We start from the raw sequence: 25,402 nt of genomic DNA, 5'->3' as shown, positions 1-25,402 counted from the left end.
CATGTCCGCACCAGAGGACCAAACCAACCGCATGCTGAATATCCGCAAATCTCTGACCTATGGTCTGGGGCGTCGTATGACGCTGTATTTTGGCCTCATGATTGGTGCGTTTGTCTCTACCCTGATCTACCTGAATACCATCACCCAGCTGGAGTTGGTTCATACCCGCTTCTCTGAACGTTCAGATTCCCTTGGGATCCTGATTCAGGAAGTCACCCTTCCCTACCTGTTTGAAGGCCGCCCCGCGGAACTTGATATCATCTATCAAGAGCTCATGCGCCAGCCAGACATCCTGTCATTGCGGTTCATCGACCCAGACGGTTTTTTACTGGTCAATGGCTCTTCAGAGGGTAACGCGCTTTTCTTGGGTCGAGTCGACGACGAACTCGTCACCGAAGCCACCGCCTCAGAGACCACCCACATTCGCAATCTGCAGGGCCGCATTCAGGTTGCAGTGCCTGCGATCTACGGCAACGTAAATTACGGCACCATCCGCTTTGACTTGGACGGCACGGCCGCCAACCGCGAAGTAAATCTCGTGCTACGCCGCAACCTGATGTTTGGCGTGTTTTTCACCCTCACTGGCATTCTCTTGTCCATCTGGATTTCGCGCCGCCTGACAGAGCCTCTTGCGCGCCTCAACAGCGCCACAGAGCGCGCCGCCAAGGGCAACCTAAACCAGTCCATTGTGATCCGCACCAACGACGAAGTTGAAAGCCTCGCGGACAGTTTTAACCTGATGTTGGGTAACCTGCGCGCCTGGGTAAAGTCCCTAGAGGACACTCAAACCAAGCTTGAGATTTCATCTGACGACCTAAACGACAAAAACGCCGAATTACAGGTTGTCGCGGAACAGGCCAAATCCGCGGAAAAGGCCAAATCCCAATTCCTGGCCCGGATGAGCCACGAAATTCGCACGCCAATGAATGGTGTGTTGGGCATGACAGAGCTGCTTGCGGACACCGAGTTAACAAACAATCAACTAAGTTTGGTGGACAGCATCCATACCTCCGGCTCCACCCTCCTAAACATCATCAACGACATTCTAGACTTCTCCAAAATCGACAGCGGTCACATGACCCTACGGGATGATCCCTATCGGCCCACGGAGCTTCTGGACAACACCGCGCAGATGCTTTCATTCCAAGCGGGTCAAGCGGGTGTTGATCTTATCACCCGTGTGGCACCGGATTTGCCCAAATCGCTTCTGGGGGATGAGTCCCGCCTTAAGCAGGTCATCATCAACCTTGTTGGCAACGCCTTGAAGTTCACCGACGACGGCTATGTTCTGATCAACCTCACACTCAAAGAGGAAAATGACGCCCCGGTCATGCAAGTGGATGTCTGCGACACCGGCTGCGGTATCCCCGAAGAAAAACTCGCCGCCGTCTTTGACCAGTTCACACAGGTCGACGGCTCTTATAGCCGCAAGCATCAGGGCACCGGCCTTGGATTGGCCATCGCCAAGGGTTTTGTCGAGCTGATGGGCGGCCGAATTTGGGTAAAATCCACGGTTGGGACTGGCACCACCTTCACGTTCAACGTACCTCTTATGGAGCCCGACATACCACTCCCCCCTCGCGCACTCGACAGCGCGGACCTCAGCGGTATGAAAGTCCTGGTTCTGCAATCCGAACCCACGGCCTTGTTTGTCATGAACGAAATGATGTCCGCGTGGAACGCTCAAGTTGCGACCTTTGAAACAGCCAAGACCGGTCTTGAGAGCCTGCGAGACGCACAAGCAAGCGGTGCGCCCTATGATGTGGTTCTGACAGAAATGGGCATGCCAGACATGGGACGCAAAGACCTATTTCGTGCCATTTACGAGGCAAAATCCGGTCCCGAGACCCGTGTGATTGCCCTGCGCCCGATGAACGACGCCATCCACCGCTCCGGTGAAGAAAACCTGCTTACCAACTGCGAAGTGATCAAACCTGTGCAGGCTCCCAAGTTGCTGGAGGCCCTAACAGCCCCACATGCAGGAGGCATCAAGCAATCCGCCGAGGAAAACACCACTATCGACGCGAGTGCGACCATTGGCACCGCACACAAACAAGTTGCCAGTGAACTTGAAGCACCCTCGTCAGACAAAACCATCTTGATCGTGGACGACAACAAAACCAATCGGAAGCTGATTGAGATTTTCCTCAACCGCCTAGGCATCACACACCATTCTGCCAGTGATGGGGAAGAGGCCGTGGAAATCTACCGCGATTGCCACCCGGATTTGGTCCTGATGGATGTTTCCATGCCAGTAATGAACGGTCTGGATGCCACCCGCGAGATCCGCCGTCTGGAAAACGCCAACGGGGATTTCCAAACCCATATCATTGGTTTGACCGCCCATTCCGCACCAGAAGACCGCGAAGCCTGTCTGGACAGCGGCATGAACGCCCACATGGCCAAACCCATTAAACTGGCACAGCTCAAGGACGTGATCGCAGAACTCTGATTGCAAAGTTGTGCATCGCTTGGCAACACTGTCCCGACGACAAACGGGGGGGCAAACGATGCCGCAAAATGTGGTAGTGATCGGGGCAGGCATTGTTGGTGCGGCCACCGCACTGTGGCTCCGCCGCGCAGGGCACAGTGTAACCCTTCTGGACAAAAATACCCCCGGCATGGGCGCCTCTTTTGGCAATGCCTGCCTGCTGGCAAGCTGTGCTGTGGTGCCAAACGCCACGCCTGGTCTCATGACAAAGGCGCCAGGCTACCTGCTCAACCCAAATTTCCCGCTGTTTTTGAAATGGGCCAACCTACCGCGTCTCACACCATGGTTCCTGAAATATCTCGGCTTTGCCAATGACACCGACGCCCGCCGCTTCACCCACGTTTTGGCGGACCTGATTGGTGACAGCGTGGACCAGCACAAGGCACTTGCCAAAGGCACCGCCGCCGAAGCCTTCATTGCTGACACAGATTATCTCTACGCCTACAAAGACCGCGCCGCCTTTGAGGCTGACAAATACACTTGGGACCTGCGCGCCAGCGTTGGCTTTGTCCCCGAGATCATCGAAGGCCCAGCCGTGCAGGACATCGAGCCAATTCTGGACGCACAAACCTCGTTCCTCGCGGTGAACAAAGATCACGGCTACATTCTAAACCCGGCAGCTTACGTGCAGGCTTTGGTGGACACATTTACAGGCATGGGTGGCCGTTTTGTGCAGGCCGAAGTGCGCGATTTTGACCTCTTCGGCGGGCAAGTATCTGCAGTGATGACCGATCAGGGCCAGTTTGATTGTGACCGCGCCGTGCTCTCCTCCGGCATCTGGTCCAAGCCCCTCATGCGCAAGCTGGGCTTCACCGTGCCACTGGAAACCGAGCGTGGCTATCACATCACTTTCAAAGAGCCTTCCATTCGTCCCAACCATCCGATGATGATTGCCTCCGCCAAATTTGTCGCCACACCTATGCAGCACGGGTTGCGGTGCGCCGGGATTGTCGAATTTGGGGACCTGTCAGAAACAAAATCTAAGGCCCCTCTTGCGCTGCTGCGCCGCAGGGTCGCCGAAGTCTTCCCCACCATGACTGCAGAAAGCGACGAGGAATGGCTCGGCTTCCGCCCGTCCCTACCTGACAGCCTGCCGATGGTTGGCGAGATCGGCAACAGTGGTGTTTACGCGGCCTTTGGGCACCAACACGTCGGCCTCACCGGCGGGGCCAAAACCGGCCGTTTGGTGGCGGACTTGATATCTGACACTCCGCCCAACATCGACTTGTCACCTGTAAGCCCAATGCGGTTCACCTGACCCACAAAACAGCGCCGCCCAAAGGTGACGCTGCTTTCAGTCTCAATCAAAGCTTTTAGGCCGACTTGCGCTCTTCTGCAGAGTCCTCGTCAGGGGCCTCAGACGCCTCGCCCTCAACCACGTCCACTTCGCCGGCATCTTCAGTTTCTGCCTCCGAGTGATCCTCCAGCGCGCCGATGATAAGCGGCAACATCGCTGCGCCGGTTTCACTCAACCCTTCGGTCTCCGGCGGCGCGGTCCAACTCAGCGTGTCAAAGCTGTGGCAATTGTCACAGGTTGGCGCCCACTCAGCATGGATATTGTGGCAAGTGTCACAGACCCACTGCGACCCCCGAGGCGAACTGAGCGCCTTGGCCAGATAGCCTTTCACAACCGCATCATTGGAGCCCTCACCGCGCTCAATCGCCGCCATGATGGTCAGCGAGCGTTGGGTGGCATCCGTTTCCACCAAATCGCCCAGCGCCCGACGCGCTTCCGGGAAATCTTCCGCTGCAATATACAGCTCCGCCATCAGCATTTTGCTTTCGGCATGGCTGGCGGTGTTTTTGGTCAGGGTCTTGAACCGCTTGATCCGCGCTTCCGGAGTTTCGTCCGGCGCGATCTCAGCAAAGGCCGCCGCCAGATCTGGATGTGGTTGCGTATCCCAAGCTTTCTTAATCAGACGTGTTGCATTACGCGGCTTGCCTTTGCCCACATAACCCCGTGCGGCCATCACAGCCGCCGGGATCAAGTCCGGCGACAACCGATTGGCCTCGATCGCCTGTTCCTGCGTCTCAATGCTGGCATCTTCAGCGATCAAATCCTTTGCTTCGGACAACGCCAACACGGCATCGCGCCGACGATGCACGTCACGTGGTAAGGTACCGTGACGCAGCTTGGCATTCAGTGTGCTGCGTGCGCCTTTCCAGTCTTTGGTTTCGGTCTGCAAACGCAACAGCGTGTCCTGCACTTCCACGTGGCGTGGCTTAATCGCAAAGGCATTCTCCGCCAGCTTCAGCGCCACCTCTGTGTTCCCGGCATCCAGCTTCTGCTTCATCAAGCCACGGATGCCTACAAACCGCGTGCGTTCATCGGCAAGCAGCTTCTTGTAGGTTTCCTCAGCCTTGCGTGTGTCACCGCTCATCTCTGCCGCCTGCGCCACAATCAGGTTGGTCAGCTCCGGCTTGTGCAGCTTCTTCTCTGCCAGCCGCGCCTTCTCCATCGCCGTGCGCCCCTCACCGGAGGCCAGCGCAGTCACGCTGTCGGCCAGCGCCTGATAGCCCTTCTTTTCACGATTACGGTCAAAGTAGCGACTGATCGCGGTTTCATCCCCGTTCAGGAATTTCAGCGTCGCCACCAACAGGCCCAGCGCCTTGATCACCAGCCAGACCGCCGCGACCAGCGCAATCAGCGCCAGCGCAGTGTGAAATGGCCCAAGGCTGTATTCGACCCCTGCCACGGTGACCATCACCCCGCCATCGCTTTCCAGCAAATAAATCGAGCCAAAGGTCAGTCCGGCGACAATGGCAACAAACGCAATAATTTTGATCAAAGACCAGAGCATATAACGACCCTCAGTTGGAGTTTAGGGTTTGCGCCAAATCTTCGGCGGCTTGAGTCGCGGCGGCGCGGGTTTGTGCTTGCGCGACCCAGTCTGCCATCACGGTTTTTGGCCCCTCGGCCAATGTATCCAGTTCAGAGAGTGCTGCAGTCAGATCACCCGCTTTCAGCGCCGCTTCAGATCGGCTCAGAACCGCATCGGTGTCGGTGCCCTCACGCGCCTCAACGGAGCGCGCACCAAACTGTGTCTTCAGAAAGTTGCCCAGCTTGTTGCCGGTGCCTGCATCCACCTTATCCTCACGCGCCTTGGCCAATGCACCACGTGCCGCATCCGGATAGCTCTCTAACAGCGTCGCCAGCGTGACCACACCGCTGTCCGCATGATCTTCCAGAACCGGCGCAATGCCTTCGCCTGTCGAAGACCGCAAATCAACCGCCGCAGCACGATACGGCGCGCCACTGTCCAGCGCCGCCACAATCCGTGTCACCGATGAGCGTGCGAGCGCCGCCTTAGCTGACAAATCTGCCTTGTCTTTCAACTCCGCTGCTTCTGCTTTCTGCGCAGAGACCGAATCTTTGAGGTCTTTCACTTCACGCTCGTAAGCCGCGATTGCCGCCGCACCAAGCCCTTCGCTCAACGGACGTTTCTCAATGTCCGTCAATCGCGCTTCCAACGTGGCGACCGCTTCGGACACAGACCCCAATTGGGTTGTGTATGCCGAAAGAACCTCGGTCATCTTGGTCACGTCCGCTGCCGCTTGATCCGCAGCTTCACGCGCACCGCCAGAGAGGTCACTGGTTACGCTCAGCCTCTCATTCAACGCCGCTATTGTCTCGTTCTGCGTCTCAAATTTCGCTACCATCTCGGCCAGGGCCGCATCCGTATCTGCGCCCAACCCAAGCTGTTCGCCAAAATACACTGCGCCGCCAAATCCGATGCCAGCCGCAATCACGCCGCCAAGCACCAAAGGGACAAACCCACCTTTGCGCGCCGGTTCTTGAACGGCCTGCGCGGGCGCGTCTTGATTGATGTCCGCCGCTGGAGTGTCCTCTTCAGGTGTCTCAACAGCCTCTGATGCCTCCGACTGATCTGCCACGGCATCATCTGTTCGCGGCTCTTCAATCTCTACGGGATCTTCGCCCTCCGCAGCCTCTCCGGTCTCTTGCGCAGCGCTGTCATCCGATGCCACTTCAGGCGTGATCTCTTCGACAATCTCCGCATCCTCGACCACATCTTCTGCGTCGGCTTGCGTATCGGTCTGATCCTGTTGATCAACCTGACCTTTGCTTGGCTTGTCCGATTTATCCGTGGTTCCCACTGGTCACCCTTTCGAATCCGTTTTTTTGCAAATGCAGCACCAATCTAGGCGAGCAATCCGTGTGTCTCAATGCATCACCCTGCGTCTAACAGTCCCGCCACCGCCTCCGCCATGGCATTTGCCTCTTTTTTCTCCGCCAAAACAACTGTTTCCGCCGGTAAATCCCCCAGTGCGTCCCGCACCGCCTCACTCATCACAACCACATGAAGAGGGGCATGATAGGGACCCTGACTGGCAAACTGCGCCGCCGCACGTGGAGAAAAAAGGGGAGCAATCACTGGATTCTCCCGCATTAGGGCCGTTTTTGCGCACTTTGACAGCGAATGAGCTTCTTGCCGATAAACCACGACCTCATGTGTTTGAATCCCGACTTTTGTCAAACGCCCGGCCAGATCCCCACGCGCAACCTCGCCGCGAATATGCAGAAGAGGACCTTTAGGCGCGTCGGCCAAAACCCGCGCATAAAGCGAGTCTGCATCGCCATCCGCCGCCTCTGCCCGCCAGCCTTTGGCCCGTGCTGCCGTCGCTGTGGCCTCGCCAACGCACCAGGCGGGCAGGTCGTACCCGTCCACCGCTGCCACCGCATTGCGTGAGCTGAATATGACTCCCGTTATATCGGTAAGGTCCACATGAGCCTCAGAGGGCACAATCTCCACAATGGGCGAGATTTCCACCTCCGCAGTGATCCCCAACTCTGCCAAGAGCACAGCAAACCCCTCCGCATCGGCCAAAGGCCGGGTCAGCAAAATCAAAGGGGTCACATCTGTCATAAGGCCCACCACTGTTGTTTGAGGCGCTCTCTGGTGTTACCTGCCAACAAACCTCCGCGCAACGGCAAGGACCTGTGACACATGGACGGCCCGCTCACCATTCTTGGCATTGAAAGCAGCTGCGATGACACCGCTGCCGCCATCTTGCATCAACCCATTGTGGGCGACGCCGAAATCTTGGCCTCTGTTGTGCATGGCCAAACCGATTTGCATGCGCCTTTTGGCGGTGTGGTTCCGGAAATCGCAGCCCGCGCGCACGCCGAAAAGGTTGACCTCTGTGTTGAGGAGGCGCTGACAGCGGCCAATGTATCCCTGTTGGATGTGGACGCCATCGCCGTCACCGCAGGCCCCGGCCTCATCGGCGGCGTGATCTCCGGTGTGATGTGCGCCAAAGGCCTTTCCGCCAGCCTGAACATTCCGCTCATCGGCGTGAACCACCTTGCCGGTCATGCGCTGACCCCACGCCTCACCGATCAGGTGGCTTTCCCTTATCTGATGCTCTTGGTGTCGGGCGGCCACTGCCAATTCCTGATCGCACACGGTCCCGAATACTTCTCCCGCCTCGGCGGCACCATCGACGACGCCCCCGGCGAGGCCTTTGACAAAACCGCGCGCCTGTTAGGCCTGCGACAACCCGGCGGCCCCGCCGTGCAGGCCGAAGCCACAAAAGGCGACCCAAAACGCTTCCGCTTCCCCCGCCCGCTGCTCGATCGCCCTGGCTGTGACATGTCTTTCTCTGGTCTCAAGACCGCCCTCCTGCGCCAACGTGATGCCATCATCGCGGAAAAAGGTGGCCTGCCGGTTCAGGACCGCGCCGACATGTGTGCTGGATTCCAAGCTGCCGTTGTGGATGTCTTGGCAGAGAAAACCCGCCGCGCATTGGACATTTATCTGACCGAGAACCCCTCCGAACCTCTGCTTGCTGTGGCTGGTGGTGTGGCGGCAAACACGGCGATTCGGGCTGGATTAGAGACTGTTTGTACAGACAAAGGCGTCACCTTCACCGCCCCGCCTTTGGCGCTGTGCACCGACAACGCAGCGATGATTGCCTACGCCGGGTTGGAACGATACCACACCGGCGCCCGCGACGGTATGGACCTCTCTGCCCGTCCGCGTTGGCCCCTCGATCAAACCTCCCCCGCGCTTTTGGGCAGCGGCAAAAAAGGAGCCAAAGCATGATCTCCGTTCTTGGCTCCGGTGCCTTTGGCACCGCCCTGGCTGTGGCCTTTGCCCACAGTGGCACCAATGTGACCCTTTGGGCCCGCAGCGCGGATGCCGCCAGAACCATGATGGACACCCGCGCCAACCCACGCTTGCCGGGCGTTAAATTGCCAAAAACAGTCTCTGTTACTGCCGATTTTGCCGATGCACTCACCGATGTGGTTCTATTGGCCGTGCCCATGCAAAAGCTGCGCGGGCTCTTGGAAACCCACCCGGAGCTCACCGGCCGCACCCTAATCGCCTGCTGTAAAGGCGTCGAGCTTGGCACACAGCTCGGCCCCGTTGCCGTGATCCGCGATGTGTTGCCAGAGGCCACCCCTGCCATCCTCACCGGGCCAAGCTTCGCCGCTGACATTGCACGTGGTCTGCCGACCGCGCTCACACTGGCCGTCCCGGACGAAAACACCGGAAAATCCCTACAACAGAGACTGATTTCGCCCAACCTGCGCATTTACCGCACCACGGACACCGTCGGTGCAGAGCTGGGCGGCGCACTCAAAAACGTGATTGCCATCGCCTGCGGAATCGCCATTGGCGCGGGTCTGGGCGACAGTGCTCGCGCCGCTCTGATGACCCGTGGCTATGCCGAAATGAAACGCATGGCACAGGCCTTGGGGGCCAAACCTGACACACTTTCTGGGCTATCAGGTTTTGGCGACCTCACTCTGACCTGCTCGTCTGATCAATCGCGCAACTACAGCTTTGGCCTCTCTCTGGGGCGCGGCGATGCCTATGATCCCACGGTCACCGTCGAAGGGGCCGCAACTGCCCGCGCCGCGCTGGCCCGCGCCAAAGCCATGCACGTTGACATGCCCATCACCCAAGCCGTCGTCGCCATCCTTGATGGGGGCTTGCAAATTCGCGACGCCATGGAAATGCTGCTCGCAAGACCCCCCAAGGAGGAATAATTCATGCTGATCGCACTCATCGCCAAAGACAAACCCGGCGCGCTGGACATCCGCAAAGCCAACCGCGACGCCCATGTTGCCTATCTGAAAGGCTCCGGTGATACGATCATGATGGCGGGCCCGTTTCTGGATGACACCGGTGGCATGTGCGGCTCCCTGATCATCCTGAACGTAGCTGACATGGCTGAGGCCGAGACCTGGGCTGCAAATGACCCCTACAAAGCTGCCGACCTGTTTGAGTCGGTAGAGCTCAAGGCCTGGAACAAGGTGCTGGGCTGATGCGCTACTGGCTGTTCAAATCCGAACCCTCCACCTGGGGCTGGGACCAACAGGTGGCCAAAGGCGACGCCGGTGAGGAATGGGACGGCGTGCGCAATTATCAGGCGCGCAATTTTATGCGGGAAATGGCCGTGGGTGATCGCGGCTTTTTCTACCATTCTCAAAAAGAAAAATCGGTGGTTGGCATTGTTGAGGTCTGCGCCAAGGCGCATCAGGACAGCACCACAGAAGATGACCGTTGGGACTGTGTCGACATCAAAGCCATCGCGCCAGTGAAGATTCCAGTGTCCCTCGACATGATCAAAGCCGACCCGCGTTTGACCGAAATGGTGCTGGTAAAAAGCTCTCGTCTGTCTGTGCAGCCAGTCACCGAAGAGGAATGGAACATCATCCTCGAGCTCAGCGGCACACAAGACTGACCTCAGAGAGCCAGGGTCTTTGCGCTATCCAAGCCGTGCTATGCCCTCTGTAACAACACAAAATGGCGCCGCTCACCTAAGAGCCGCGCCAAACATCCGCCCGGAATTGCTCCGGTAAATAAAACATAGGGGGCCTGTCTCCGCTCCAGCCAGACCCCCTATGCCACCCCGCGTGTATCCCATACCACCACACGCGTTCTGTAAACTTGGGTCCGGCCATCCTAGCCCGACAAGACTTGTGTAGCCCAATTGAACCAATCAGTTCAATTATCAAGTACCTACAATCCGAGCGGTTCCAGCAGCACTTTGGCAACCAAACGCAAAACGCGCCCGAAACCCTCAGGTCCCGGACGCGCCAAACCGCGAGTGGTGGTTTTACCCGTAGTGGGCCTCTTTGCCGAAGTGTTTCGTCAGCATGTAGTAAACAACAGCCCGATACTTGTTACGCTCTGACTTGCCGTAAGTCTCAATCACAGAGTTGATGGCATCCATGAGTGCGGGGCCATCGCTCATACCCAACTTCTTGATCAGGAAGTTGTTTTTCACCGTTTCCAATTCCTCTGGCTGGGAGCCAGCCACAGTGGACGCGTCATCATTATAGATCGCCGGACCACAGCCGATGGTCACCTTTTCCAACAGCGTCATATCCGGCTCGATGCCACATTTGTTTTTCAGATCGTCTGCATATTTCGCGATCAACTCGTCCCGTTTGCCCATCTGATATTCTCCCAATTGTCGATAAATGCGCTCAAAGTTGCGTTCTGCGCGGTGTCCTTGAAGCTTGTTCTACAGTTGACGTGGACGTCAATTAAGGGGAAAGACCGCGCCCGTTCCCCCTTAGCACAGATCATACTGGCCATTTACAGAATCGCTGCCTAGGCTGGTCTTCTTGCCAAACCACAGCACGGGAGAGCGGTATGTTGCGTTGGGGTATCCTTGGAACCGGCTTCATAACTCACGCCATGCTGGGCGCCATTCGCGACAGCGACAGCTCTTCTGTGACGATGCTGTGTGGCCGCAACGAAGCCGCGCTTTCGGACCTCTCCGCTCAGTATAGCGTCACTGAAACCACGACCGATCAAACAGAGCTCTTTGCCAACCCGGATGTGGACGTGATCTACATCGCCCTACCAAACCACCTGCACCGCGCCGCCACCGAAGCCGCCATGGCCGCAGGCAAACCGGTGCTCTGTGAGAAATCCCTGACCACTACCATGGAGGACGCCAATGCGCTGATCGCCTCCGTGCAAGCTGCCAACATCTTCTTTGCCGAAGGTCTCATGTACCTCGCGCATCCCGTCATGCAGCAACTGGTCACCGTCCTGCGTGATCCGTCTGTTGGCGAGCTGCGCTCCGTCTCCGGCTTCTACGCCGCTGACATCTGGCAAGTGGTGAACTCCGCAGGCGGTGGCACGCTCTACAATCTCGGCTGCTACCCGGCCTCGCTTTTGCACTTGGTGGTGCAAACCATGTGTGGCGAAGAGACCTTTGCCAACCGATCCATCGCCGCGCACGGCAACATCGGCAAAGACGACACCTTACAAGACGCCAGCCTCTCCGTCCGCTTTGACAACGGTGTGTTCGCCAATCTGATGAGCACAGACAGTCACGGCATGGCCCACGCGTTTGAGATCGTGACCACCAAAGGCACGTTGCGATTTGCCACCAACCCCTGGCTGCCAGTTGCTGGTGAAAATCACATGATCTGGCAACCGTATGACGGCCCCGCCCGCGACATCGTTGTCAAAACCGAACACGACGCGTTTTATCATCAGGTCAAAATGGTCGAGCGCGCGCTAGCAACAGGCCCTAAAGAAGCCCCGCGCCCCTCACCCCGCCTATCCGACAGTCTGGAGATCATGCAATTCCTAACAGACTGGGAAGCGGCCGCGCTAGGAAAGGACATCCCCCAATGATCGGTTACGTCTGTGTTGGCAGCAACGACATCCCCCGCGCCAAACGCTTTTACGCGGCGTTCCTGCCCGCCCTAGGCTACAGCGTAAAAGAAGGCCCCGAAGGCCTCAGCTACGCACTGCCTGTCCCCGAAGGCCAACGCCCACTGCTGCCCGATTTCTACGTAAAACCCCCGTTTAATACCCAAGCCGCCTCCGCTGGCAACGGCACCATGGTGGCCTTTGAAGCCACAAGCCAAGCGCAGGTCCGCCGACTGCACGCCGCCGCCCTCGCCGCTGGGGGGACAGACGAAGGCCAACCCGGCTTTCGCGCCAACTACGGCCCCCATTTCTACGTCAGCTACCTGCGCGACCAAGACGGCAACAAAATCGCGATTTATGCAAGCGATCCAAATGAGCCTGGGCGGGACGGGTGACAGATTCTCTAGATTTTTCACTTGCGACCAGCAGTTGGGCGATAATTCAGACTGAAAAAGCGAGAAGAGGTGGCAACGCCCTGATTTCAGGGCATGCACGCTTTTTATCAGGGATGGAAAGGCTGTGGGCGACTTTGTTGTGGCATCAATCGTCGCCCCAGAACCCACGTTCAAGCGGAGCAAAATAGATTCCGGCACCTTCCTGCAGGCCGAATGCGTCCAAAGCTTCATAAAATGCCTCTTCTGCTGGGTCGCCGTCTCCTTCAATAGGCCCGAACGGCTTTCCAGCTCGTGAGCCAATTGCCAATACGTAGTCCACAGGCCCTGCCCAAGTTTGATAGACAACGAAAATCCAGTCGCTGTCGGAAACACCCAAACTGTTGAGGTAATTGATGCAATCGGAGAACGACGGTTGCATGTTAGGAGTCAGAATGCCGCATCCCACAAAGGGATCAGTGATTTCACGATAGACATGACCTTCACGAAAAGTTGCTGAGTTAATTTGACGGTTCTTGATGAAGAACCCTGAAAATGAATAGCTCATGGGGCTTCGCTTAGTCCTTCTCGAGATAAATTCACACCAAGCCGACAAAAGCCTCTACCCTAAGTTGCCACTGTCCTTCTAGGTGATTTGGTATCAAAACTGATTTTCCCGTTGTTTTCGCCCCGTCCAACAAAAAACGGCGCCCCAATCCGGGACGCCGCTCTCAAAATCAGTCACTAATTCAGCTTAGTAGCGGTAGTGTTCCGGCTTAAACGGACCCTCAGGGGACACACCAATGTACGCCGCTTGCTCTGGGGACAGCTTGCTGAGCTTCGCGCCCACTTTGGCGAGGTGCAACGCAGCCACTTTCTCATCCAGATGTTTGGGCAGGATATAGACTTCGTTCTGATAGTCGTCGCCTTTGGTGAACAGCTCGATCTGCGCCAGCACCTGGTTGGTGAAGGATGCGGACATCACAAAGGACGGGTGACCGGTGGCATTGCCAAGGTTCAACAAACGACCTTCCGAGAGCAGGATCAACCGGTTGCCAGATGGCATCTCGATCATATCCACTTGCTCTTTGATGTTGGTCCATTTGTGGTTTTTCAGGCTTGCGACCTGAATTTCATTGTCGAAGTGGCCGATGTTGCCAACAATCGCCATGTCCTTCATCTCGCGCATATGCTCGATGCGGATCACGTCTTTGTTGCCGGTGGTGGTGATGAACAGATCCGCGTCCAGCGACTCTTCCAGCAGCACAACCTCATAGCCGTCCATCGCCGCCTGCAAGGCACAGATCGGATCCGCTTCGGTCACTTTCACACGTGCACCTGCACCAGAAAGCGACGCAGCAGAGCCTTTGCCAACGTCGCCATAGCCACAAACCACGGCCACTTTACCAGCCATCATCGTGTCGGTTGCGCGGCGGATGCCATCAACCAGGCTCTCTTTACAGCCGTATTTGTTGTCGAATTTCGACTTGGTGACAGAGTCGTTCACGTTGATCGCAGGGAAAGGCAATTCGCCCTTTTTGTGCAAATCATACAAGCGGTGTACGCCTGTGGTGGTTTCTTCAGACACACCCATGATGTCGGCGCGTGTTTTGGTGAACCAGCCAGGGCTTGCCGCCATACGCTTTTTGATCTGCGCGTGAATGGCTTCTTCTTCCTCAGACGTTGGCACGCCGAGGTCTTCGCCAGCTTCCGCCTTTGCACCCAACAGCACGTACAGGGTTGCGTCACCACCATCATCCAAGATCAGGTTTGCGCCCTCAGGGAACATGAACGACTTGTCCAAGTAATCCCAGTGCTCTTCCAGCGACTGACCTTTGATCGCAAACACAGGAACGCCTGCCGCCGCAATTGCCGCCGCTGCGTGGTCCTGTGTGGAGAAGATGTTGCAGCTTGCCCAGCGCACATCCGCGCCCAGCGCCACCAGCGTTTCAATCAGACACGCGGTCTGAATGGTCATGTGCAGCGAGCCAACAATGCGCGCGCCCGTGAGTGGTTTGCTTTCGCCAAATTCCTCGCGCAGCGCCATCAGGCCCGGCATCTCGGTTTCGGCAATATCAAGTTCCTTGCGGCCAAAATCGGCCAGGGAAATATCTTTTACTGTGTAATCGGTCGCCATTGCGCCCAGCTCCTTACGGGTTTGCTTTGGCGACCAGATAACACTCAGAAGGTCTTTCTACAACGTTACTAGGCGCTGGACCTTAACCTTCGATTCCGTCAGGCGGCAGCTCCGCCTCTTGTTGAAACCAGTCCGTTCCGGCCGCCAAGATGCAGGACAGCCCCTGCGCATTGGTCATAATCACCGTAAATGTCCCAGTTTTCTCAGATGACCACACCTCCAGCATGGTCAACTTGTTGTCATTGGAGCCCTGTAGCCCGCCTGCGACCATCGCTTCGGCGTATTTGCTCTGCAACCGCTCCACCACGATGTCACGCATCGCACATCCGGCGGCATTGGCCGGCGGGGCTGCTGCGGCCATGCCAAACAGCAAGGCTGCTCCTACTACTCGCTTAAACATAGCGCTCTCCTTTCTCGCGCAGATTGACCCAATTGGATCAATGTCGTTGAGGTTGGAGAGGGGGACACGCGGGAGGAAGCCGATTTGAAAACGTGCCCCCCTCGCTAGTGATGTCGGTATCGCGTCGCGCTTTTACAAAACACGCCTGATCACGTTGTTTTGTGGCAGCACGTGATCCCGACACAATATAGGGTGCGTTCCAAATGTGGCATTTTTGTGACCAAGCAGACAAGATACCCTTCAGCGTGGCATCCGCTCGCCGCCGCATAGCGCCACCTATCCCATTAACGGATTGCTAACCAAAAGATTAAGAAATCCCTGCGTATTAGTAATTTGCACACCAATTCCGCGGCATGAACAATACATGTTTCGGTCTGCTTTCTTCATCCCCGCCGTCTTGTTGATGGGCACGTTTATCGTGATTGCAAATGCGCTGATCACATCTGGTGTGGCCGCAGGTTGACGCCTGCACATCCCCGATCATCCTGACTGTTGCGCATCGGCTCATCGCTGGCGTACACCGGTTTCACACAACCGGGAGACACCCCTTTGGCACGAGCATGGCAGCGCATGTTGTCCGGTCGCAGACTGGACCTTCTGGACCCCACCCCCGTGGACATCGAAATTGAAGACATCGCCCACGGGCTTGCCTTTGTTGCGCGCTGGAATGGCCAGACACATGGCGATTTTGCCTACTCCGTGGCTGAACACTCTCTTCTGGTCGAAGAGCTTTATGGCCGTATGTATAAATCCGCCACGCCCAAAACCCGCCTAACCGCCTTGCTGCATGACGCGCCTGAATATGTGATCGGCGACATGATCTCGCCAGTGAAAACCGCTGTGGGTCCAAGCTACGGCGAACTAGATGATCGCCTCATGGCCGCAATCCACATCCGCTTTGGTCTGCCTGCTGAAACACCCAAACGGCTCAAGACGCAAATTAAGAAGGCCGACAAGATCTCTGCCTGGATGGAGGCCACCCAAATCGCCGGCTTCTCTGTTGCGGAGGCCAACAAACTCTTTGGTGTACCCGATCCCAAAGTCATCCAAGGTCTGTCGATCCGTCTGCGGCCACCGATAGAAGTACGCAAAGATTACACCAGCCGCCACGAAGCTCTGCTTTCGGCGCTTTAAGCTTATTTAGTCCCTGATATCGAGTGTTCTATGTCCACAATAATTATCCATAAAGGCAGCGCTGCTGACCTGCGTCAGACCGCAGAGCTACTCAACGAAATCATCGCCATTGGCGGTTCCACTGCAATGACCAAGCCGATGTCTCGCGACGAGTTGGAAGGCTGGTTGATGGCCGATCAAGACTGCAGCACGTGGCATGTTGCAATGACCGAGGATGGCATAATTTTGGGTTTCCAATGGATCGGCCCTTGGGGAGATTTGCCTCCCGAGGCCTGTGGAATTGGAACGTTTGTCAAAGCTGGCCGCACCGGCCTTGGTATTGGCTCCAAACTGTTTGATGCCACCGTGCAGGCTGCGCAGACATTAGGGTATACATGGATGGATGCTGAAATCCGCGCCGACAACCAGGGTGGGTTGGCCTATTACCAGAGCCGTGGCTTTGAGGACTACAAGCGCCGTACCGACGTGCCCCTGGATGACGGCACTTTGGTAAACAAGATTTGCAAGCGTTACGATCTCTAAGCCATCACATCGCCGGCAGCACATCGCGCCGCACCAACGCGCGCAGCGCAAAGTTGCTACGCATATTGCGCACACCTTTTACCTTCATCAACCGGTGCTCCAAAAAGGCGTCAAAGGCGTCTAGATCCGCAGCCACCACCCGCAGCAGAAAATCCCGCGACCCGGTCATGAGATAGCATTCCATGACCTCCTCAAACGCGCTGACGGCACGCTCAAAATTCTTGATCACATCCGCGCCCTGTGCGCCCAATTCCACGGAGACAAAAATTGTCACCGGAAGCCCGATCTTGCGTGGGTCAACGCGCGCCCCATAGCCGGTGATCACGCCATCGGTCTGCAGCCGCTCCAGCCGCCGCGCACAGGGGGTGGCGGACAGCCCAACACGTTCTGCCAAGTCACCAATCTTCATGCGCCCATCCAGCTGCAAGGCCCGCACGATTCTACGATCAATAGCATCCATAGGGAAAATCTCCAATAATCGACCACAATTTGCGTACTATCTCTAAATGTTACCCGTGAGCATAGGTGTATTTAGAGAAAACCTCTGTCGATCCTGTGTCAATTTGCCGCCACTTCGCGCCTGGGAAACAGCAGCAACAACAAAGGAAACGCTCGATGCAGATCACCCGTTTGGCCACCCCAACCCACGAAACCGTATTGCGTGTGCATGATGCCAGTATTGGCCTCACCGGTTTTATTGCGGTGCATTCAACCAAATTGGGTCCAGCTGCAGGTGGCCTACGCATGCGTCCCTATAACAGCGAAGACGCCGCACTGACCGATGCGCTGCGCTTGGCCGAAGGCATGACTTACAAAAACGCCGCCGCAGGCCTGCCTCTGGGCGGCGGCAAAGCGGTGATCATGGGCGACGCCGCGCAAAAGACCTCCGCACACCTGCTGACATTCGCGCGCGCCATCAACACGCTCGAAGGCGATTACTGGACTGCGGAAGACATGGGCATGAGCCCGGCTGATATGGCGCTGCTGGCCACCGAAACCAAATATGTCGCCGGTCTGCCAGACGGCCCACATGCCTCCGGCGACCCCTCCCCGATCACCGCCCGAGGGATCTTCAATTCCATCAGGGTCACCGCCAAACACCGCTTTGGCAGCGAAGATCTCACTGGCCGCACAGTCGCGGTGCAAGGCCTCGGTCATGTCGGCACCTATCTTTGTGAGTTCCTGCACACAGCCGGCGCCAAGCTGATCGTCGCGGACATCGATGCCAAGCGCGTGGCGGCACTGGCCGCCAAATACGACGCTCAGACAGCCGGTCCTGACGACATCCTGACCGTCAACGCTGATATCCTTGCCCCCTGCGCCATTGGCGCGATCCTAAATGTCGACAGCATCGCAAAACTAAACGTCGCGGCGGTCTGTGGTGGCGCCAACAACCAACTGGCCACAGCTGAAGACGGTGCCCGCCTGCACACCCGTGGCATCCTTTACGCGCCTGATTTTGTCGCCAACGCCGGTGGCATCATCAACGTCGCCACCGAGGTACTCGCCACCGGCAACCGCGCCGCTTATGTCGATGAGAAACTGTCCGCGGTCGAGAGCACGCTGGACCGCATTTTCGCGCGCGCCAAAACCATGGATTGTAGCCCGTCGGACGTCGCTGTTGCGATTGTGGACGAAATGCTGGCCGACAAAGCAGCATGACACCCCAAAACAAGAAGCGGAACGTCGCATAGCGGCAAATCCGCCCATATACTCCAATTTGCCCGGCCATTTGCGCCGGGCTTTTTTATTGCATCTGATATACACCTTTAATACCGTCTCGTATTTATGTGTTTTTGTATTCTGCGACACTTTGTACCAAACCGCTGCTCTCCTTTTGAAGGCGCTGCACGCTCCCAAGAAAAATCACCTGCAAACTCCCATATTTGAACAATTTTTTTGTGATGACTTCGGCAACCATAAGACGTGTTCAATTCTCATGTGGACTGCAGCGCAATTTCTGAGGCGTATTTCCAATTCGCGTTAACTGCCCATTCAGACCGGCCATGCCACCTGCAAAACAACAACACAAAAGCAAGAAAACCCTAAAGGCATCGCTATGACGCTCAAATCGCAAATTCTGGCACTGATCATTATTCCTTTGGTTGCTTTGGCTGCCATCGGCAGTCTCAAGGCACGCAATGACTGGACCCGCTTGACCAACGCAGAGGCCACACAGGTCATCACGGAAGACTCCGTGGCGCTTCTCGAAGTTGTACACCATCTTCAGGTCGAACGTGGTCTGTCTGCGGTCCACATCACCGCAGCGGATCAAGGCACAATGTCTGATCTGAGGGCCACCCGCGCCCTCGCTGACACAGCAGCTCAGAAGGTACCACCAAGCGCTGTTCATATTCTGAAACATCTGACCCCACTTGAAACGCTGCGCGCCGATGTCACAGACCGCAAAATCCAACCCGGAGAAATGGGCGCGGGCTATTCCGGCATGATTGCCAAAGTGCTTTCTGATGTGAGTGATTTGCTTCTGCATCAGAACAACGCGGAACTCAGCCAAATCAGCTCCGGCTTGGTGAACCTGTCTTACGCCAAAGAAGCGGCTGGCCAACAACGCGCAGCTGGGTCCGGCGCCTTTGGACAGCAAACTTTTAACCTTGCCGCCTTCCGTTGGTTCACCCGTACCGGCGCCGTCGAGCGTCAACTTCTGGACATCGCCGACCTGTCGCTCGCAAGCCATTTCACAAATCTGGATATTCGAGCTGGTCTAGCGCCAACAGGTCTGCCGGGCATTCGGGAGGAGGTCTTAAACACGGGCCCTGGCCATCTGGCGCCAAACTACACGTCCAAAGATTGGTTTGATCGGTCAACCCGGTGGGTGTCGTCTTTGCGTGGCGTGGAAAACACCGTCTCCGACAAGATGATCGACATTGCTATTGCTGAGGCCCGCAATGCGCGTAACTCCCTCATACTGACTTTGGCTGTTTCTGCCGCTTGCCTGTTGTGCAGTGCAGGCATTGGTTGGCGCCTCATCGCAACTTTCACCTCTCAGTTTTCGGCTCTTCAGGAAGACCTAGACAAGCTTGCACACAAGGAATTCGACTTTGTTCCTGCCAACCTCGAAAGCCGCGCCGAAGTGGGTGGCCTCAGCCGCAGCATGGAAAAGACGCGACTTGCCTTGGCGCAGGCAGAGGATCAATTACGGCAAATCGAAGAAACCCGCATCGCTGATCGAGGCGCGTTTGTGAGCAGCCTCGAGGATGGCCTTGCTCATTTGGCACGCGGAGAACTCGACTGTACAATCGAACAGCTCTTTGCCGAAGAGTACGAAAGCCTGCGCAACAGCTTCAATGAATCTCTGGAGCATCTCCAAACCACCATCCAACTTGTCACAACCACCGCTGATAGCATCAATGTTGGCGCCGCCGAGATAAGCCAATCCGCGGATCATCTGTCCCGCCGCACCGAAAGCCAGGCCGCCACTCTGGAAGAAACAGCCGCCGCCCTTGAGGAACTCACCACCTCGGTTCAAGCATCAGCCAACAGTGCCCGCAGTGTCGAAAACGCCATGTCAGAGGCCCGAGAACAGGCGCAGTCAAGCGGCGAAGTTGTCCAAAAGGCAGTCACTGCGATGACCACAATTGAGGAGTCCTCAACCCAGATTGCGCAGATCATTGGGGTGATTGATGACATCGCCTTTCAAACCAACCTTCTTGCCCTGAACGCAGGTGTGGAAGCCGCCCGTGCCGGGGACCATGGACGTGGATTTGCGGTTGTCGCATCTGAGGTCCGCGCCTTGGCTCAGAAATCCGCAGATGCCGCCACAGAAATCAAATCTCTCATCAGTGAAAGCACCCGTCAGGTTCAAGACGGCGTGGCCCTTGTGGGAGACACAGGCACGTCAATTACCAACATTGTGGACCGTGTTAATGACATCTCCAAGCTGATCAGCGGCATCGCCAGCGGCACTGTTGAACAGGCCACCGGCCTGCACGAAATCAATGGCAATGTGCATCAGCTGGACGAGGTGACCCAAAAGAACGCCGCCATGGTCGAAGAATCCACGGCAGCTGGTCACCTTCTGCATGCAGACGCCAACAAATTGGCTGAACTGATGAGCCAATTCCGGGTTGACGCCACGACCTCCGATGCCAACGCAGAAGAATTTCGTCAGGCATCCTGATCGGCAGACAATAAAAGAGAAAAGGCGCGGCCTCCTTATGGAAACCGCGCCTTTGATATTTCATTTTCCGTTGCGCCCAGGTACTGCGGCAAAAATTCGTTAACTCTTGGCCCACTGCTGCAAAACAGTCGTAAAACCGACACTATACCGACGTTGTTTTGGAGCCGTTTTGGCCAGATCTTAACGCGGCGAACGCTTCGCCAAAATCCGCTGCAACGTCCGGCGGTGCATGTTCAACCGGCGTGCGGTTTCACTCACATTCCGATCACAAAGTTCATACACCCGCTGAATATGTTCCCACCGAACGCGGTCCGCACTCATCGGGTTTTCTGGTGGTGGCGGCAGCTCGTCCGGACCACTCAAAAGCGCGTTCATCACATCTGTCGCATCCGCTGGCTTGCTAAGATAATCCGTCGCCCCAATCTTCACCGCTGCCACCGCAGTGGCAATGGCGCCGTAGCCGGTCAGGACAACAACCCGGCTGTCCGCCCGTTTCTCCCGAATGACCTCAACAACATCTAAGCCATTGCCATCTCCAAGGCGCAAATCCACCACGGCATAGGCTGGCGGACGGGCCGTGGCAATTGCTTGCCCGGCCGCAACGGACCCAGCCGTCTCCACCTCAAAACCGCGTTTTTCCATGGCCTTAGCGAGACGCCGCAGAAACGGTTCGTCGTCATCTACCAACAATAGTGATTTGTCCGGCCCGATCTCCGACAGCGCGTTTTCCGTCATGTGCCTGTTCCCCACTGCGTGTTTGGACAAGTATTAGCGCCCCTTGCCGAGTGGGTCAAACAGACGAGCTGCCACTACATGTTGTCGACAAAGCAGGCCACGGTTTCTGCCATCTTCTCTGGCGTCACGTCCCGGCGGAAATACTCGACAAACCCATGCTCCGGCAGAGTCAGGTAGGTGAAAGTGGAGTGATCCACGAGGTAAAATTCCTCATCCCCATCTTCCGCCGGCTGCTTCTTGTAGTAGGTTCGGTAGGCTTGGCTGGCTGCTTTGACCTGCTCAGGAGAGCCGCTTAGACCAATCATGCGCTCATGCAGATACCCTGCGTAGTCGCCCATCACTTCTGGCGTGTCACGTTCCGGATCAATTGTGATAAACACCGGTGTCACGATCTTGCCATCTGTTTCAAGGATATCAACAGCTTCCGCGTTGCGAGTGTTGTCCAACGGGCAAACGTCCGGGCAGAATGTATAGCCAAAGTACACCAGCGACGGCTTGGTCAAAACATCTTTGTCCGTCACGGTTTCACCGGCGCCATTCACAAGTTCAAACGGCCCACCAATGGCGCTAGTTCCGCCAGCAACCTGACCCTGGCGACATTGTGCAAACTGATCGCCATCGCCATTGCCGCGGCTTACGTACCACATTCCGGCCAGTGCAAAGATCGCCACAAACGCGGCAATTGCCGCCACAATCCGAACCATGTCAAACCTCATCAAGTCTAGTTGCGGGATATGGCGTTGAGACCTATCAAGGTTGGACAAAGACACAAGCGGAAAGGCCCAGTAATGACGGATTTGTCAGGGGAGCTGCTCAATGCAAATCGTCGCAGCAACTGGATTCGCTTGCGCACATTCATCCTGCTGCGCTGGATCGCGATTTTTGGACAGATTATAGCCCTTTTGGTGGCCCAGTTCGGCTTTCACTTGGAGCTCTATTATGGCCTTTGTTACATGGCCGTTGGCGTTGCAATCATTGGCAATTTGGTTGCCACCTTAGTCTTTCCTGAGAACAAGCTGCTCACTGAAAAAGAAAATATGGCCATGTTGCTCTTTGACGTATTGCAACTCTGCTTCCTGCTGTTCCTAACCGGCGGATTACACAACCCGTTTTCCTTCTTGGTTGTCGCCCCGGTCTCCATCGCGGCCTCCGTTCTGTCTGTACGATCAGCTGTGTTTTTGGCGTGCCTGACCGTCGCTTTGGTATCGATCTTACTTGAATTTCACATGCCACTTCGCACAGACAACTTTTTTATTCTGCGGGTGCCAGATGTTTTCCTGTTTGGAAACTGGGCCGCCATCGTCATAGCGCTGTTCTTTTCCTCCCTCTACTCCCGTCGTGTCGTGTCAGAAATGTCCTCCATGGGCGAAGCGCTAGCCGCCACCCAAATGGCCCTGTCACGGGAACAAAAGCTCACTGATCTTGGAGGTGTTGTTGCCGCTGCGGCTCATGAACTGGGCACCCCCCTGGCCACCATTAAGCTCACCAGCGCGGAATTGATGGAAGAGCTCGAAGGACAAGACGATTTATATGAAGACGCCGCCCTCATCCGCCAACAAGCAGACCGATGTCGCGATATTCTGCGCTCCATGGGACGGGCAGGGAAAGATGACTTGCACCTGCGCAAAGCCCCGCTTTCCACCGTGATCGAAGAAGCCGCTGAACCGCACATGACCCGTGGCAAAGAAATTATTTTTGATCACTTTGATCTTTTAGACGGCCCGGAAATCCTGCGTCGCCCAGAGATTATTCACGGCTTGCGCAATTTGATTCAAAACGCAGTCGATTTTTCTGAAACATCCGTTTGGGTTGAAACTGAATGCACAGGTGAGTCGGTTTCTGTACGCATCATGGACGACGGACCAGGGTATCCATCCCACCTTATTGGACGTATTGGTGACCCTTTTGTGCGCTATCGCAAATCAGAAAAAGAAGTCAAAAGGCGCCCCGGATATGAAGGTATGGGACTCGGTCTCTTTATCGCCAAAACGCTTCTTGAAAGATCTGGTGCTGAAATCAGTTTTGCCAATGGATCAAGGAAGTTGCATGAAGATGGCGAAAGCTCAGAGCGCCGAGGAGCGGTTGTAGAAGTTATTTGGCCGAGAGCAAAAGTTGATGCCGCAATGAACCTCTCGGCCGTAGGAAAAGGCGACAATCCCTTACATCAATCTTAAGCCAGAGCACGTGCAAACTTGTAAAAGTTACAATTTTCAGTAATCTATTCACGTGAGTTTATTACGTACTCCTCGTTGTTTCCAAATAACTTTGAGGTTTGTTATGTTTGTGTTTAGCGTTTTGTTTTTTGCACTTCTTGTACTTGCGAGCCTCGCAACGGTGGCCGCAACCCGAGACTCTCAGAAATTTGAGGCACAGGGCTCAGGTTCTCCCATGGAGCCTCCCGAATCTTCGCCTCAAGTTGCGCGGTTTTTATTTCGTGCAGGCAGCTTGGTGGATGCAAACCCAGCTGCACTCCAACTTTGCTCGGAAACACCAACCGACCGGTTTGACTGGGAAGCCCTTCGTAAAAAGCTGTCCGCGAGCTTTCCCGATTTCCCATATGCCCAAGGCGCGTCACACGACAGAGACATCACTGTTTTGAAGTCGAAGGATCCCACCGACGCGTCAATTGTCACGCTGGATCAATGGAACGATGTGGCACGCGTTACTTTGGAGCAAGACGATGCGCCCGATTTGGCCCGCAGAACTGCCATTTTGCAGGCCATGTTTCAGGCCCCCAATCCAATTTGGAAAGCCAATGCTAAGGGGGTTGTTGTGTGGCGCAATTCCGCGTTCAAAGCGCTTGGTGCGTCGTTGGGATATGCAGCAGATGCGCAAAATCTTTTTGACATCAGATCCGTTGAACCAGGAGAACCTGCCCAACGATTTCAGTTATCCAATTCAGAAGGTACTCGCACGCACTGGTTTAACGTTACCGCTGTGCATGCGGGTCCAGACGTCATGTATTATGCCACCGAGGCGGATGCCGAAGTTTCAGCCCAAGACGCCCGGCGCAACTTTGTACAAACTTTCTCAAAAACTTTTGCAGAGCTGTCTGCAGGTCTTGTAATTTTTGACCACAACCAAAAATTGGTGTTGTTCAACCCCGCTTTGACAGAACTTACAGGCGTGTCTGCGGATTTTTTATCCAACAGATGTGATCTGTTTGCCTTCTTTGACCAACTGCGCGAACGCCACGTGGTCCCTGCACAAAACGGCCGTGTAGAATGGCACACACAAGTGGCACAGATTTTGCAACAGGCCCAAAGCGGCGCGTTTTGCGAAACATGGACCCTACCGTCGGGCGTGACCTACAAGGTCTCCGGCCGCCCCCATCCCGATGGCGCTCTTGTGTTCCTTTTTGAAGACATTACAGCCGAAATCACTGTGACCCGAAGGTTCAGAAGCGAGCTGGAACAGGTACATAGCGTTCTGGACACGGTAGACGACGCCCTGGTGTTGTTCTCCCCCACAGGGCAGCTCCGGCTGTGCAATCAACGTTACCGCGACTTGTGGAAAAGTGACCCGGACAGCTCTTTTGCCGAATACACGTTCCGTGACGCGCTCCAACATTGGAAAACGGACTGCTTACCATCTCCAACCTGGTCAGATCTTAAAAATCGCATTCTTTCCACATCTGATCGCAGCGCATGGTCTGCCCCGGTAACCAAAGTTACCGGTGAAGTGTTGAGTATCGAAGTGGCGCCTGTGGTCGGTGGGGTCACGCTGCTGACGTTCAAGGAAATCAATCCTGTGTTTTTGCCGCTGTCCGCGAGCCATTGACCCTGAAACACGCTTGCAGGTCTTGGAGAGCGTTTTTACTGTGGCGC

The 25,402-nt window shown here is 56.1% G+C and carries 24 protein-coding genes; 14 read left to right on the top strand and 10 right to left on the bottom strand.

Annotated elements, in window-relative coordinates:
* The first annotated feature begins 1 nt into the window (after nucleotide 1).
* Both QOL67_RS03295 and QOL67_RS03290 read left to right on the top strand, forming a co-directional pair.
* Complete coding sequence (locus tag QOL67_RS03295; RefSeq protein WP_283424512.1) at nucleotides 2–2,452, top strand: hybrid sensor histidine kinase/response regulator; 2,451 nt, start codon at nucleotides 2–4, stop codon at nucleotides 2,450–2,452.
* Nucleotides 2,453–2,510: 58 nt separating this feature from the next.
* Complete coding sequence (locus QOL67_RS03290; protein WP_283424511.1) at nucleotides 2,511–3,749, top strand: NAD(P)/FAD-dependent oxidoreductase; 1,239 nt, start codon at nucleotides 2,511–2,513, stop codon at nucleotides 3,747–3,749.
* Nucleotides 3,750–3,804: 55 nt separating this feature from the next.
* On the opposite strand, the gene QOL67_RS03285 is transcribed toward QOL67_RS03290, so the two are convergent.
* The 3 genes from QOL67_RS03285 to QOL67_RS03275 form a co-directional block, all read right to left on the bottom strand.
* A complete protein-coding gene (locus tag QOL67_RS03285) occupies nucleotides 3,805–5,292 on the bottom strand; it encodes a heme biosynthesis protein HemY (protein WP_283424510.1) in 1,488 nt (495 codons plus the stop codon).
* A 10-nt stretch (nucleotides 5,293–5,302) separates the two neighbouring features.
* Nucleotides 5,303–6,607 carry a COG4223 family protein gene (locus QOL67_RS03280; RefSeq protein WP_283424509.1) on the bottom strand — a complete coding sequence of 435 codons (1,305 nt, stop codon included), beginning with the start codon at nucleotides 6,605–6,607 and terminating at the stop codon, nucleotides 5,303–5,305.
* A 74-nt stretch (nucleotides 6,608–6,681) separates the two neighbouring features.
* A complete protein-coding gene (locus tag QOL67_RS03275; protein ID WP_283424508.1) occupies nucleotides 6,682–7,377 on the bottom strand; it encodes a uroporphyrinogen-III synthase in 696 nt (231 codons plus the stop codon).
* Between the two features lie 81 nt (nucleotides 7,378–7,458).
* Between QOL67_RS03275 and tsaD the strand changes: the two genes are divergently transcribed.
* From tsaD to QOL67_RS03255, 4 genes are read left to right on the top strand one after another with little or no spacing between them, the layout of a single operon-like run.
* Nucleotides 7,459–8,556, top strand: coding sequence for a tRNA (adenosine(37)-N6)-threonylcarbamoyltransferase complex transferase subunit TsaD (tsaD, locus tag QOL67_RS03270; RefSeq protein WP_283424507.1), 1,098 nt, complete (start codon nucleotides 7,459–7,461; stop codon nucleotides 8,554–8,556).
* Entirely contained in the window at nucleotides 8,553–9,506 is a 954-nt protein-coding gene (locus tag QOL67_RS03265) for an NAD(P)H-dependent glycerol-3-phosphate dehydrogenase (RefSeq protein WP_283424506.1), read from the top strand. Before tsaD ends, QOL67_RS03265 begins: the two co-directional genes overlap by 4 nt.
* A 3-nt stretch (nucleotides 9,507–9,509) precedes the next feature.
* The gene (locus QOL67_RS03260) at nucleotides 9,510–9,785 is read left to right on the top strand and encodes a YciI family protein (protein WP_283424505.1); all 276 of its coding nucleotides are present in this window, start codon (nucleotides 9,510–9,512) and stop codon (nucleotides 9,783–9,785) included.
* Nucleotides 9,785–10,204 carry an EVE domain-containing protein gene (locus QOL67_RS03255; protein WP_283424504.1) on the top strand — a complete coding sequence of 140 codons (420 nt, stop codon included), beginning with the start codon at nucleotides 9,785–9,787 and terminating at the stop codon, nucleotides 10,202–10,204. Before QOL67_RS03260 ends, QOL67_RS03255 begins: the two co-directional genes overlap by 1 nt.
* Nucleotides 10,205–10,579: 375 nt before the next feature.
* Here QOL67_RS03255 and QOL67_RS03250 read toward each other — a convergent pair whose 3' ends face one another.
* A complete protein-coding gene (locus QOL67_RS03250; protein ID WP_283424503.1) occupies nucleotides 10,580–10,921 on the bottom strand; it encodes a DUF2853 family protein in 342 nt (113 codons plus the stop codon).
* Between the two features lie 200 nt (nucleotides 10,922–11,121).
* Here QOL67_RS03250 and QOL67_RS03245 point away from each other — a divergent pair, with 200 nt between their 5' ends.
* Together QOL67_RS03245 and QOL67_RS03240 are read left to right on the top strand one after the other, a co-directional pair.
* Nucleotides 11,122–12,120, top strand: a complete 999-nt coding sequence (locus QOL67_RS03245; RefSeq protein WP_283424502.1) for a Gfo/Idh/MocA family protein — start codon at nucleotides 11,122–11,124, stop codon at nucleotides 12,118–12,120.
* Complete coding sequence (locus QOL67_RS03240) at nucleotides 12,117–12,533, top strand: VOC family protein (RefSeq protein WP_283424501.1); 417 nt, start codon at nucleotides 12,117–12,119, stop codon at nucleotides 12,531–12,533. Before QOL67_RS03245 ends, QOL67_RS03240 begins: the two co-directional genes overlap by 4 nt.
* 145 nt (nucleotides 12,534–12,678) lie before the next feature.
* Here QOL67_RS03240 and QOL67_RS03235 read toward each other — a convergent pair whose 3' ends face one another.
* The 3 genes from QOL67_RS03235 to QOL67_RS03225 all read right to left on the bottom strand — a co-directional run bounded on the left by QOL67_RS03235 (nucleotide 12,679) and on the right by QOL67_RS03225 (nucleotide 15,046).
* Nucleotides 12,679–13,077 (bottom strand): hypothetical protein, encoded by a 399-nt coding sequence (locus QOL67_RS03235; protein WP_283424500.1) that lies wholly within the window; start codon nucleotides 13,075–13,077, stop codon nucleotides 12,679–12,681.
* Nucleotides 13,078–13,263: 186 nt separating this feature from the next.
* Entirely contained in the window at nucleotides 13,264–14,646 is a 1,383-nt protein-coding gene (gene ahcY, locus QOL67_RS03230; protein WP_283424499.1) for an adenosylhomocysteinase, read from the bottom strand.
* Nucleotides 14,647–14,728: 82 nt separating this feature from the next.
* Nucleotides 14,729–15,046 carry a hypothetical protein gene (locus QOL67_RS03225; RefSeq protein ID WP_283424498.1) on the bottom strand — a complete coding sequence of 106 codons (318 nt, stop codon included), beginning with the start codon at nucleotides 15,044–15,046 and terminating at the stop codon, nucleotides 14,729–14,731.
* Between the two features lie 570 nt (nucleotides 15,047–15,616).
* On the opposite strand from QOL67_RS03225, the gene QOL67_RS03220 reads away from it, so the two are divergent.
* Entirely contained in the window at nucleotides 15,617–16,180 is a 564-nt protein-coding gene (locus QOL67_RS03220) for an HD domain-containing protein (protein WP_283424766.1), read from the top strand.
* 30 nt (nucleotides 16,181–16,210) lie between these two features.
* Complete coding sequence (locus QOL67_RS03215) at nucleotides 16,211–16,702, top strand: GNAT family N-acetyltransferase (RefSeq protein ID WP_283424497.1); 492 nt, start codon at nucleotides 16,211–16,213, stop codon at nucleotides 16,700–16,702.
* Nucleotides 16,703–16,706: 4 nt separating this feature from the next.
* On the opposite strand, the gene QOL67_RS03210 is transcribed toward QOL67_RS03215, so the two are convergent.
* Nucleotides 16,707–17,162, bottom strand: a complete 456-nt coding sequence (locus QOL67_RS03210) for an Lrp/AsnC family transcriptional regulator (RefSeq protein WP_283424496.1) — start codon at nucleotides 17,160–17,162, stop codon at nucleotides 16,707–16,709.
* 155 nt (nucleotides 17,163–17,317) lie between these two features.
* On the opposite strand from QOL67_RS03210, the gene QOL67_RS03205 reads away from it, so the two are divergent.
* Complete coding sequence (locus QOL67_RS03205; protein WP_283424495.1) at nucleotides 17,318–18,364, top strand: Glu/Leu/Phe/Val family dehydrogenase; 1,047 nt, start codon at nucleotides 17,318–17,320, stop codon at nucleotides 18,362–18,364.
* A 397-nt stretch (nucleotides 18,365–18,761) separates the two neighbouring features.
* Nucleotides 18,762–20,840, top strand: a complete 2,079-nt coding sequence (locus tag QOL67_RS03200) for a methyl-accepting chemotaxis protein (RefSeq protein WP_283424494.1) — start codon at nucleotides 18,762–18,764, stop codon at nucleotides 20,838–20,840.
* A gap of 180 nt (nucleotides 20,841–21,020) precedes the next feature.
* Here the strand turns inward: QOL67_RS03200 and QOL67_RS03195 are convergent, their stop codons facing one another.
* Both QOL67_RS03195 and QOL67_RS03190 read right to left on the bottom strand, forming a co-directional pair.
* The gene (locus QOL67_RS03195; protein WP_164643671.1) at nucleotides 21,021–21,575 is read right to left on the bottom strand and encodes an ActR/PrrA/RegA family redox response regulator transcription factor; all 555 of its coding nucleotides are present in this window, start codon (nucleotides 21,573–21,575) and stop codon (nucleotides 21,021–21,023) included.
* A gap of 74 nt (nucleotides 21,576–21,649) precedes the next feature.
* Nucleotides 21,650–22,279 carry an SCO family protein gene (locus tag QOL67_RS03190; protein ID WP_283424493.1) on the bottom strand — a complete coding sequence of 210 codons (630 nt, stop codon included), beginning with the start codon at nucleotides 22,277–22,279 and terminating at the stop codon, nucleotides 21,650–21,652.
* An 84-nt stretch (nucleotides 22,280–22,363) separates the two neighbouring features.
* Here QOL67_RS03190 and regB point away from each other — a divergent pair, with 84 nt between their 5' ends.
* Nucleotides 22,364–23,749: a sensor histidine kinase RegB gene (gene regB, locus QOL67_RS03185; protein ID WP_283424492.1), complete on the top strand. Its 1,386-nt coding sequence runs from the start codon at nucleotides 22,364–22,366 to the stop codon at nucleotides 23,747–23,749.
* 214 nt (nucleotides 23,750–23,963) lie between these two features.
* The gene (locus QOL67_RS03180) at nucleotides 23,964–25,355 is read left to right on the top strand and encodes a PAS-domain containing protein (RefSeq protein ID WP_283424491.1); all 1,392 of its coding nucleotides are present in this window, start codon (nucleotides 23,964–23,966) and stop codon (nucleotides 25,353–25,355) included.
* The last annotated feature ends 47 nt before the right edge of the window (nucleotides 25,356–25,402 follow it).

Source organism: Shimia sagamensis (genome assembly GCF_900182745.1).
GTDB classification, from domain to species: Bacteria; Pseudomonadota; Alphaproteobacteria; order Rhodobacterales; family Rhodobacteraceae; genus Shimia; species Shimia sagamensis.
Note: the sequence above shows the minus strand (reverse complement) of the source record. Positions and strands in the feature narration are given on the sequence as shown.

Bases quoted from the DNA above. Each gene is read 5' to 3' on its own strand.
- QOL67_RS03295 (WP_283424512.1), top strand. From the start codon at position 2: ATGTCCGCACCAGAGGACCAAACCAACCGCATGCTGAATATCCGCAAA.
- QOL67_RS03290 (WP_283424511.1), top strand. From the start codon at position 2,511: ATGCCGCAAAATGTGGTAGTGATCGGGGCAGGCATTGTTGGTGCGGCC.
- QOL67_RS03285 (WP_283424510.1), bottom strand. From the start codon at position 5,292: ATGCTCTGGTCTTTGATCAAAATTATTGCGTTTGTTGCCATTGTCGCC.
- QOL67_RS03275 (WP_283424508.1), bottom strand. From the start codon at position 7,377: ATGACAGATGTGACCCCTTTGATTTTGCTGACCCGGCCTTTGGCCGAT.
- tsaD (WP_283424507.1), top strand. From the start codon at position 7,459: ATGGACGGCCCGCTCACCATTCTTGGCATTGAAAGCAGCTGCGATGAC.
- QOL67_RS03265 (WP_283424506.1), top strand. From the start codon at position 8,553: ATGATCTCCGTTCTTGGCTCCGGTGCCTTTGGCACCGCCCTGGCTGTG.
- QOL67_RS03260 (WP_283424505.1), top strand. From the start codon at position 9,510: ATGCTGATCGCACTCATCGCCAAAGACAAACCCGGCGCGCTGGACATC.
- QOL67_RS03255 (WP_283424504.1), top strand. From the start codon at position 9,785: ATGCGCTACTGGCTGTTCAAATCCGAACCCTCCACCTGGGGCTGGGAC.
- QOL67_RS03250 (WP_283424503.1), bottom strand. From the start codon at position 10,921: ATGGGCAAACGGGACGAGTTGATCGCGAAATATGCAGACGATCTGAAA.
- QOL67_RS03245 (WP_283424502.1), top strand. From the start codon at position 11,122: ATGTTGCGTTGGGGTATCCTTGGAACCGGCTTCATAACTCACGCCATG.
- QOL67_RS03240 (WP_283424501.1), top strand. From the start codon at position 12,117: ATGATCGGTTACGTCTGTGTTGGCAGCAACGACATCCCCCGCGCCAAA.
- QOL67_RS03235 (WP_283424500.1), bottom strand. From the start codon at position 13,077: ATGAGCTATTCATTTTCAGGGTTCTTCATCAAGAACCGTCAAATTAAC.
- ahcY (WP_283424499.1), bottom strand. From the start codon at position 14,646: ATGGCGACCGATTACACAGTAAAAGATATTTCCCTGGCCGATTTTGGC.
- QOL67_RS03225 (WP_283424498.1), bottom strand. From the start codon at position 15,046: ATGTTTAAGCGAGTAGTAGGAGCAGCCTTGCTGTTTGGCATGGCCGCA.
- QOL67_RS03220 (WP_283424766.1), top strand. From the start codon at position 15,617: ATGTTGTCCGGTCGCAGACTGGACCTTCTGGACCCCACCCCCGTGGAC.
- QOL67_RS03215 (WP_283424497.1), top strand. From the start codon at position 16,211: ATGTCCACAATAATTATCCATAAAGGCAGCGCTGCTGACCTGCGTCAG.
- QOL67_RS03210 (WP_283424496.1), bottom strand. From the start codon at position 17,162: ATGGATGCTATTGATCGTAGAATCGTGCGGGCCTTGCAGCTGGATGGG.
- QOL67_RS03205 (WP_283424495.1), top strand. From the start codon at position 17,318: ATGCAGATCACCCGTTTGGCCACCCCAACCCACGAAACCGTATTGCGT.
- QOL67_RS03200 (WP_283424494.1), top strand. From the start codon at position 18,762: ATGACGCTCAAATCGCAAATTCTGGCACTGATCATTATTCCTTTGGTT.
- QOL67_RS03195 (WP_164643671.1), bottom strand. From the start codon at position 21,575: ATGACGGAAAACGCGCTGTCGGAGATCGGGCCGGACAAATCACTATTG.
- QOL67_RS03190 (WP_283424493.1), bottom strand. From the start codon at position 22,279: ATGGTTCGGATTGTGGCGGCAATTGCCGCGTTTGTGGCGATCTTTGCA.
- regB (WP_283424492.1), top strand. From the start codon at position 22,364: ATGACGGATTTGTCAGGGGAGCTGCTCAATGCAAATCGTCGCAGCAAC.
- QOL67_RS03180 (WP_283424491.1), top strand. From the start codon at position 23,964: ATGGAGCCTCCCGAATCTTCGCCTCAAGTTGCGCGGTTTTTATTTCGT.